We start from the raw sequence: 9482 nt of genomic DNA on the forward strand, positions 1-9482 counted from the left end.
TCCTTCCTCTGCCTACTCGACCCCGAAGCTGGTGGAGTTGTGCAAGTCCGAAACGGTCGGCCCGCCAAACGAGAATGGTGTTGGCCCGCGGTATATCAAGTCCGCTTTCGATGATGTCAGTGGCCAACAAAATGTCGCCTTCGCCTGCGGCGAACCGGACAACTATCTCGTCCAGCTCACGCCCTTTCATTTCGCCATGCGCGATTTTCACCGAGAGCTGCGGAACCAGCCTGCCCAGTTGTTCAACGACAGTCTCGATGTCATCTATGCGTGGTACGACAAAGAAGCTTTGTCCTCCGCGGCGGTATTCGCGCAATAGAGCAGCCTTGGCCGAACCGGCATCGAAAGGAGCCAAGATGGTGCGAACCGGACGCCGCTTGGCAGGTGGTGTGTTCAGGACGCTGACTTCCTGCACGCCCGCCATCGCCGATTGAAGCGTGCGGGGTATCGGCGTAGCGCTCATGGTCAGCGTGTGGAGGCATCGCGCCAACCCTCGCAGTGATTGCTTCAGCTTGGCCCCGAACCGATGCTCTTCGTCGATTACGAGCAGCCCGAGATCGCTAAAGGCCACCCTTTTGGCCGCAACAGCATGGGTCCCGACGACGACCGCAATGTTGCCGCTTCTCAGACCGTCCTTCACTTTCCTTGTCTCTGTCGATCCGACCACCCTGGAAAGGTGAGCAACTTGGATGTTGAACCCTGCGAAACGCCGGCAGAACGTCTCGTAGTGCTGACGCGCGAGCACGGTGGTGGGCGCAACGATAGCAACCTGCTTGCCACAAAACGCGGCCGCAGCACACGCCCGAAGCGCCACCTCGGTCTTTCCAAAGCCGACGTCGCCGCAGACCAGCCGGTTCATCGTTTTGCCCGAGGACAGGTCATCCATCACGGCTCGGATTGCGGCGGCTTGGTCGGGGGTCGCGGGGTAAGGGAATCGCGCCGCGAAGCGAGCAAGGTCGGCACGCGGCGGCTTGATCAATTCGGCGGACTGGCTGGACCTGGCCTTCGCAATGGCGACCAGCCGCTTGGCGACCTTCTCGATCTCGCGGACTGCAGACTGGCGCCGCTTCTTCCAGCCTTCACCATCTAGTCGGTCCAAGGCTATCGCATCTGGCTCGGATCCATAGCGCCATATACGGCCAAACTCCTCCACTGGAACCAGCAAGGAAGCGCCACCATGATATTCAAGCTTCACAACATCCTGTTGCAGACCAGCCACTTCAATTTGTTCGATCGCGGCAAGGACGCCCACGCCATGGTCTTCATGGACAACCAGATCGCCGAGCCGCAGTTCGGGTTCGGCTATGCCGTTGCCGGAGTCCGCGTTTGCAGTCGATGACGGGCCGAATATGTCCGCTGCCGCAACGACTGCAATTCGGGATGGCCCGTCGACAAAGCCATCCGTGAGATCGAATTCCGCCTTGAGAAGAGAGCCTCTTTCGACAGAGAGGATTTGCGGCCAATCGGCGACCGGGTCCATCTTGCGACCGAACTTACGGTCGAGCAGCCGCTCTGCTCGGCGCAGTTCCGAAGCTTCGCCCGTGACCACCACACTAAACCCCGAGCTTGTGCGCGCCTGGGCGAACTCCGCGAATTCGTGCCCGGCTCGCGGCAGGTGGAAGAATTTGGGAATTCGACCAACCGGGATCCTAAGACGCAGGCACTGGCGATCCCGTAGCGAGTCGTCCCATTCCTCACGCGACAAATAAAATTGTTTCGCCGCGGGCCGCGCCACCGTGGAAACTTGCCGCCTGCCGCGCCACGCCTCCTCTATGAGGTCCAAGACGCGAGCGAGCGAAATTTCTTCCAATCCATCCAGGAAGCAGATGTTAGCTGTTGATGCGACATCGAAGAGCGCCGGCAAGTCGGAGTAGTGCGAGACCAGGCGTTCCTCCATCGGGATGGTGCGCATCGCTGCAGGGTCGAACTCGTTGCCGGATTCCAACATAAGCTCAGACGCCGGGCCAACTACGACTCTGTGCAGCGATCGCTCGCTTCGTTGAGTGATTTGGTCGTATGCCTTAAGTTCGGAGATGGTGCCGCCAGGACCCAGTACAACACGAATAGGGCGATCACGGTCAGCAGGAAAAATGTCGATAAGATCGCCGCGGACGGCCATCTCGCCTGGTTCGTCGACCCGATCGTCGACAACATAGCCAGTTCTCTCAGCCAATACACGAAGTGCCCTCGGGTCCACCTCCTGTCCGATCTGCAGGGTCGCGAAACCCTGGCCGATTGCCGAGGGAGGCGGTACCCGCTGCAGGGCAGATTCGACCGAAGTAACCGTGATGCGGGGTCTTTTCGTAGCGGCCGCAACAGCATGAACAACGCTGACCCGCCGCCCCATAGTGGCGCGAGTGGGCCACACCCTGTCGTATGGCAGGCAATCCCAAGGCGGCAAATACAGGATGTCAGCTTCTGGGAGGAAGTGGCGCAATGCCTGGGTGATGTCAGCGGCACTGCGTTCGGAACTCGCGATATGGAGCATGTTCCCATTTCGAGTGCTTTCCAGAGCGCTGATCAATGCCGCAGCTACCGCGGCAGCTGGCGGTGTGTCGGCTTCTCCTCCTGTTGCAAGTTCGCACTGCTCAGCCTTTCCGGCATTGGAGGTCTCTCTATCCACGTCTCACCTTCCGATCCTGGGACAAAACGGCCGCGACGCGTCCGGTGTTCCGTCGGGACGGCACAGTTGCCGACGCTCGGCCTTCAGCAACGTCGCAAAGCGGCAACCGTTGCCTTGCCCAGCGTGTGATCGGATCGTGCGCCATGAGAATAGAGTGCCGCACTGTCTAGCAATGCGTGCATTGCGAGGTTTCCTGAGCAAGTCGCGAATCCGGGGGCGCTACGGCTTTGTGGATTCTTTTTGGGACGAAACGGCAGCGGCTGGTCGATAGCGGCTTAGGCATCTGTGGTCGGCATTCCAATGCCCGTTGCTAGACTTGGCCAAATGACTCGCTATCAGATGGACCCCAAGTTCTCAGGCTCAGCAATCATTCGACGGTTGCTGTCCAAAAGCTCATGCACACCGTCGGCGTGCTAGACTCCAAGCATCCCGGCACAAATCGGCAATCAAACAGGTTGACGCTACCATTGGCGATATGCATCCGCATCGAGTCTTCGCACCGATCCGGACGTGCCTGGAAACCCTCGCCCGCCATAGACCCCCAAGGACTTGCCCAGGGCTTCACTCTATCGCTCGAACCCTGCGTCGGTCGGCAGCCACAGCGACAGCGGAAAGCCCCAGATCAGCACGAGCCGACCGATCAGCCGCGGCACGACGATCTGCTTGCGCTGGGAGCCGAGATCCTCGAGCTCGCTGCCCGCCGCCGGACGCAGGCCGGAGCGAGGAACGAAGAGTCGCCGATGGTGGCGTCGCCCGATACGTAGTCGAGATTGGGGCGGAAGCGGTCCCAGGCCTTGCCGACCGAGGTATCCCAGTCGAAGCTGTGGTCCTTCGTCATGGCGATGGCGGCCACTGTGGCCGAGATCGCCTTCGACACCGAGGAGACCTGGAAGATGGTGGTGCTGCTGACCTTAGAGGGTGTCATCCCGGTTGCTGCGAAGGCCATAGCCTTGGTCAAGGATCATCTGCCGCCATGCACCACCGCAACGGCGAAGCCGGGAAACGTAGATGCTTCCTTGACCTTCTTAACGATGTCCGGCAGGGCGGCCACCGCCTTCTCGACGCTCCGACCCTGCAATCAGCCCCACCTTTCAAGAGCCTGCCTGAGTTTTTTAACGGAGGCGGGGAACATGGATGCTGCCTCGCGGTTGGACCTCGGAAAGCTAATTCGCAGCCTGAAGGAAAGCGGCCGAGCTCGCTCTCGCGACGCCGCGAACAGCCCCTATCGGAGATTACGCATGCGAGCGCTGGTTTGGCATGGAAAAGAAGACAATACGTTGCGACGAGGTTACCGACCCCGAAATCGAGGACCCGCGCGACGCCATTGTCAAGGTGACGAGCTGCGCGATCTGCGGCTCGGACCTGCATCTCTATCACAACCTCATTCCGGCAATTCTGCCCGGCGACATTATGGGCCACGAAATGATGGGTGAGGTGGTGGAAGTTGGATCCGGGGTAATCAGCGCTCTTAGGACGGGAGACCGCATCGTCGTCCCCTTCACCATCATTTGCGGGGAATGTGACCAGTGCAAGCGCAAGAACTTTTCGGTCTGCGAACGTACCAACCGCAACAAGAACATCGCCGACAAGGCGTTCGGTCACACGACGGCCGGGCTGTTTGGGTATACCCATCTGACCGGCGGTTACCCGGGCGGACAAGCCGAGTATGTTCGCGTGCCATTTGCCGATGCAACGCACATCAAGGTACCGGTCGGGCTCTCCGACGAACAGGTCCTCTTCCTTGGCGACATCTTGCCAACTGGCTGGCAGGCTGCTGTCCAGTGCGAGATCGAACCGTCCGATACCGTAGCGGTTTGGGGCTGTGGCCCAGTGGGGCAGATGGCAATCCGCAGCGCCATTCTTCTCGGTGCCACCCAGGTCGTGGCCATAGATTGCCTGCCCGAACGCCTATCCATGGCCGGAGCAGGCGGCGCGGTCACCATCAACTTCCTGGAGGAGAGCGTTGTTGAAAGGCTGAACGAGCTTACAGGCGGCAAGGGGCCAGACAAATGCATCGACGCGATCGGGATGGAAAGTCACGTCCTTTCGTCAACTAGACACCGTTTATGACCGCGCGAAGCAGATGATGATGATGGAAAACGATCGGCCCCACGTGCTGCGTGAAATGATCTATGTCTGCAGGCCAGCCGGCGTCATCTCGATCGCGGGCGTGTATAGCGGGGTTGTCGACAAGATCCCGATGGGCCAAGCCATGAACAAGGGCCTTACCTTCAGGATGGGCCAGACGCATGTGAACCGCTGGACCGACGACCTATTGCGCCGCATCGAAGAAGGTCAGATCGACCCGTCTTTTGTCATCACCCACACTGCCGGGCTCGAACAAGGGCCCGAGATGTACAAGATCTTTCGCGACAAGCAGGACAGTTGCGTCAAAGTCGTGCTGAAGCCATAGGAGCAGTGTCATGAACATGCTTAGCAAATTCGGCAATCTCAGCAGATGGCCAAGCGACCCAAAGGTCGTAAAATCTGGCCCCAAGGCGCTCGCGCCCTCCGATGTGGTAGCGCGCAAACTCGGATGGTTTAGCATTGCGCTGGGCATGGCCGAACTTATAGCCTCCGAGCGCATCGCCCGCGCACTCGGCATGCCTGGTAAGGAAGGCTTGATCCGTGCCTACGGAGCGCGGGAAATCAGCAGCGGCATTCTGTCCTTGTCGGCAGACAAACAGCCGGGGCTTTGGAGCCGTGTGGCCGGTGATGGGCTCGACATCGCAACACTCCTATGGGCGTTCCGGCACGACAATCCAAAACGTGACAACGTCGGACTTGCATTGGTGCTCGTTGCCGGTGTGACACTCATCGATTCCAAGGCCATTGCAAAGTAGAGTGATAGCACCTTGCCGCCTGCGCGGCAGGGAAGGCCATGGCAGAGCCGGAACCACGGTAAGACGGCGCAGACCGTCAGGCTCTTCAAAAAACCATTCAGAGGGGATCGTTATCATTGATCCGGCGGTCGGGAGGCTCGGCCGGTTGAAAAGAGGACGTTGGCAATGGGGCGGCCACGAGATAGCTGGGGTGATCCACGCCACGCGTTTGCACGGATCACCTGCCAAAAATGGCGGACCGGTCCCGGAATCGAGCCGCCGTCGCGGGTTTTTTGCGGCCGTAGCGGCCTCGCTGTCTGCTGTGCACCTGGCGAAGCGCGCAGCAGATGAGAAACCCTGCGTGCGTCGCGCTGGCGCTGATGGTGCAGCCAGAGATACGGCTGCTCAACGAGCCGTGAGGGGCTCTCGAGGCCATGAGCCAGATTTCCATACAGGAAGAACTGGCGCGCATCTGAGCGAGAAAACGTGATCATGGCGGACACGCGCGTGTCAACCGGCGCGGGCGTTTCGCGCCTCCAGCGCGGCAATCATCCCTGTGAATCAGGCTTGTTTATATAGTGAAATTTCGACAAAAACTCGCTCCGACTCGGATCGGGAGAAGGGAGCGGATATGGTCTTTCGTTTGAAAGAGCGACTTGGCAAGAAACTTGAGGAAGAAGTGCAATTCTTCAAATGTTGGCAGAAGGATAAGAAAGGTGTGGGCGCACTCATGCCCACGTCGATCCATGCGGCGCGCCGCATGGCTAGTGTGGTCAACCCGCATTCTGGATTGCCGGTTTTGGAGCTTGGTGCCGGGACTGGTGTCATCACCAGGGCCATCCTGGAAAGAGGCATCAAACCGCATCGGTTGACTTCGGTCGAATATTCCAAGGATTTTTATGATGGCCTGGTGCGACGCTTTCCGGGAGTGGATTTCCGCTTGGGCAATGCGTTTGCCTTGGAAGAAATTCTGGGGGAGCGCCGGGAAAAATTCGATTGTGTCATAAGCGCAGTGCCGATGTTGAGCTTTCCGATGCAACAGCGCCTCACACTGCTGGAGCATTTGCTTGCACGAATCCCCGCCGGGCGACCTGTGATCCAAATCACCTACGGTCTTCTGTCACCGGTGCTCAAAATGCCCGACCGTTACATCGTTTCTCACTATGATTTCGTCGTTCGCAATGTCCCCCCCGCACAACTCTGGACCTATCGACGAGCAGCGTGACCACAGGGGACGCGAGCGAAAGTTTTCGGAATCCTTGTACAGGACTGCAAAGCCGACTGAACTTGGTGCTGGGGCCAGCCATTCGCGCCCTGGCTGGACCCCTTCCATACCGCATTTTCTGAGGATCGATTTGATCGCAGCGGAGAGATGATGTTCGGCTACAAGCATTGAGAGCGGCGAAGCTTCCGCTAACGCCTATGTTTCTCCGGTCTTTCGGAGATGCATTCCTCGAGACGCGCCAGGCGAAACTTCGCATTGCGAAGTTCATGTCCGGCTTCGAAACGTCGATGGCGTCCTTGAGGTGTGGGCGCTATGAGGTCGCGCTCCAGTTCCGCAATGCGCGCACGCACCTGCCGGTCCTGACGCAACGCCTTGATCCATCCACGCCCGCGCATCGGTCTTCCTGCCAGCACCCCAAAGCCATGCGGGTTTATCCACCGAGACCCTAATATCCGGCAAGCCGAAACGCTCGAGAGTTAACCTCGGCTATTTTAGCGAAGACAAAGAGGGCTCTTTGGAAAAAAGGCGGCGCTTGGAAGAGAGAATGAAGCGATAGAAGGTCGTCCGTCCGGAGGCGGTTGGTGTGTGGATAGTCAGCCCTGGGCCTATTGCACCGATTGGCTCAGTGGCGCGCACTTTCGCAGCCATGGTGCCGCAGCACGTCGATTTGGATTTAGCCCGACAATGGGGCTCAGGATGGTTTCGTCCACATTTCCACTGTCGAACGCGCGGGGAGGGGGCCTGGTGATCGTCACATCAGGAAAGCCGGGGGGAAAAGGCCGCGCACCAGCGCCATTTCGGCGGCCATGGCATCATCGGCCGTGGTAAGCGCGACGGTGGGAATTGCGGGTTTTCTCATCGCGACCCGAACTCTACTCAAACAGGGCTCGCCCGTGGATTGGATGGCCAATGGCGGCATCGCACTATGCCTGAAAGGCGTGCAGCCATTGGTCGTCGCCATCGTCCGCGAAATGCAGCCCGGCGCGGCGAGCGCCTCACGTCTCGGTCACGAAATTCGTCCGCAGATAGCGTCGAGGCCTTCGATGCCGCTCTCCGAGCCATGGGAGCTCGGGCCGAATCCGTGGCGAGGATGCCGAACTTTTTCGAAAAGGCAACAAATGGCTTACGGGCATTGTCGGCCGAATCTTCCCGGCGCTGTTTCGAGTTAGAAGGTGGGGAACAAGAAGCGGCACGTTATTGTTGACAACAGAAGTCACGTTATCTAGCAAACCCTCCTAGCGACCAAACCCAGCTCCCTTCAGGGCAAGGCAAATAATCTTGGTCAACGCCGATGAGGGGGCTTTGTATGGAAAAGCGTGTTGGATTATCTGCCGCGTTGGTCGTGATGGTCGGGCACAGCGCGGCTGCGCAGGAAGCGACAGTGCTCGAACGCATCGTGGTGGAGGGGCTAGGCGGTGTGCCCCTGACCGCAACGATCGGCAATCTGCCGGAAGCGTATCCGGGCGGACAAGTCGCGCGAGGCGGGCGCCTGGGCTTGCTCGGCAACCGCGACATCATGGATACGCCGTTCAACATAGGCAGCTATACCGCGCAAACCATCGAGGATCAGGGTGCACGCACCGTCGCCGACGTGATGATCAATGATCCTTCCGTGCGAAGCACCCATTCAACCGGGGGGATAGTGGATTCCTTCTACATTCGCGGCTTTCCAATCAATGAAGGCAATTTTGGCGAGGTCGCGTTCGACGGTGTCTACGGGGTCGCGCCGACCTATCGCCTGTTCACCGACTATGCCGAGCGTATTGAGGTCCTCAAAGGACCGGCGGCGCTGCTTTACGGCATCGCGCCGAACAGCAGTGTCGGGGGCACCATCAATATCGTTCCCAAGCGCGCGGCTGATGTCGATCTGACACGGTTTACGGCCGATTATGCCTCGAGCCTGCAGGGCGGCGGGCATGTCGATGTGAGCCGGCGTTTCGGTTCCGAGCGTCAGTTCGGGGTTCGCTTTAACGCCAGCTATCACGGCGGCGACACGCCGATCGACGACCAAACCCGCGACGTGTCGGTAGGTGCCTTGGCGCTTGATTATCAGGGCGAGCAGCTTAGGGCGACGCTCGATGTGATCGGCCAGCGGGAAGATTTCCAGGCGCCGCAGCGCCCGTTCTTTCCGCTTTCCGGTTTCGCAATACCAGGGGCGCCCGATGGCCGGCTTAACGTTCAGCAGCCGTGGGAGTGGTCCAAGAGCGAAGATCTGTCATTGCTGGGACGCGTCGAATATGATCTCACCGACCAGGTGACGGTGTTTGCCGCTGCCGGCGGGGGCAACTCACGCATCGAGCGACTCTTCGGGACGCCAGTCATCTTGAACTCGGCCGGGGACGTCAGCATAACGCCGCAGAACTACCTTTTCGATGTTGACAGAACCACGGCGGAAACGGGCCTGCGCGCCGGCTTTGACACTGCGGAAATCGCGCATTCCGTCACGCTCCAGGCAAGTCATTTCAATCAGAGCCTCGGCCGGGGCTTCAATTCGGGAACGGCTCAGCTCACCAATATCTACGATCCTGTCGCCCGGCCCCGGCAGGACATACCGGCGCCGGCTTCGGCGCCGAAGGTATCGGAGAGCGAGTTATACGGATTTGCGCTTGCCGACACCTTGTCGATTTTTGATGAGCGGGTGCAGCTGACCGTCGGAGCGCGGTGGCAGCATATCGCGTCGGAGAATTTCAACTCGACCACCGGCGCCGTCACGTCGTCCTCCGACGAAGGCGCATTGACACCGCTGGTCGGCCTAGTCGTCAAGCCGTGGGAGAACGTGTCGCTTTATGCCAACTATGTCGAAGGGCTGAGC

The 9482-nt window shown here is 59.6% G+C and carries 5 protein-coding genes and 1 pseudogene; 4 read left to right on the forward strand and 2 right to left on the reverse strand.

Translation table 11 applies throughout. From position 1 onward, the window contains the following. Together EOA78_RS33805 and EOA78_RS33810 are read right to left on the reverse strand one after the other, a co-directional pair. The coding region (locus EOA78_RS33805) for a DEAD/DEAH box helicase (RefSeq protein WP_245477966.1) at positions 1 to 2623 on the reverse strand (2623 nt) is incomplete at its 3' end. 640 nt (positions 2624 to 3263) lie between these two features. Then, complete coding sequence (locus EOA78_RS33810; protein ID WP_127319876.1) at positions 3264 to 3581, reverse strand: serine hydrolase; 318 nt, start codon at positions 3579 to 3581, stop codon at positions 3264 to 3266. Between the two features lie 280 nt (positions 3582 to 3861). Between EOA78_RS33810 and EOA78_RS33815 the strand changes: the two are divergent. The 4 genes and pseudogenes from EOA78_RS33815 to EOA78_RS33835 all read left to right on the forward strand — a co-directional run. Next, positions 3862 to 5036, forward strand: a pseudogene (locus tag EOA78_RS33815) (zinc-dependent alcohol dehydrogenase). 10 nt (positions 5037 to 5046) lie between these two features. Then, positions 5047 to 5466, forward strand: a complete 420-nt coding sequence (locus tag EOA78_RS33820; RefSeq protein ID WP_206533554.1) for a hypothetical protein — start codon at positions 5047 to 5049, stop codon at positions 5464 to 5466. Positions 5467 to 6076: 610 nt separating this feature from the next. Continuing rightward, positions 6077 to 6670, forward strand: coding sequence for a phospholipid N-methyltransferase PmtA (gene pmtA, locus EOA78_RS33825; RefSeq protein ID WP_127319878.1), 594 nt, complete (start codon positions 6077 to 6079; stop codon positions 6668 to 6670). Between the two features lie 1306 nt (positions 6671 to 7976). Then, on the forward strand, positions 7977 to 9482 hold a 1506-nt coding region (locus EOA78_RS33835), incomplete at its 3' end, for a TonB-dependent receptor (RefSeq protein WP_164784070.1).

Source organism: Mesorhizobium sp. M5C.F.Cr.IN.023.01.1.1 (assembly GCF_003997585.1).
Lineage (GTDB): Bacteria > Pseudomonadota > Alphaproteobacteria > Rhizobiales > Rhizobiaceae > Mesorhizobium > Mesorhizobium wenxiniae.

Coding starts and splice junctions, on each gene's coding strand:
- EOA78_RS33820 (WP_206533554.1), top strand. CDS start 5,047: ATGAACATGCTTAGCAAATTCGGCAATCTCAGCAGATGGCCAAGCGAC.
- pmtA (WP_127319878.1), top strand. CDS start 6,077: ATGGTCTTTCGTTTGAAAGAGCGACTTGGCAAGAAACTTGAGGAAGAA.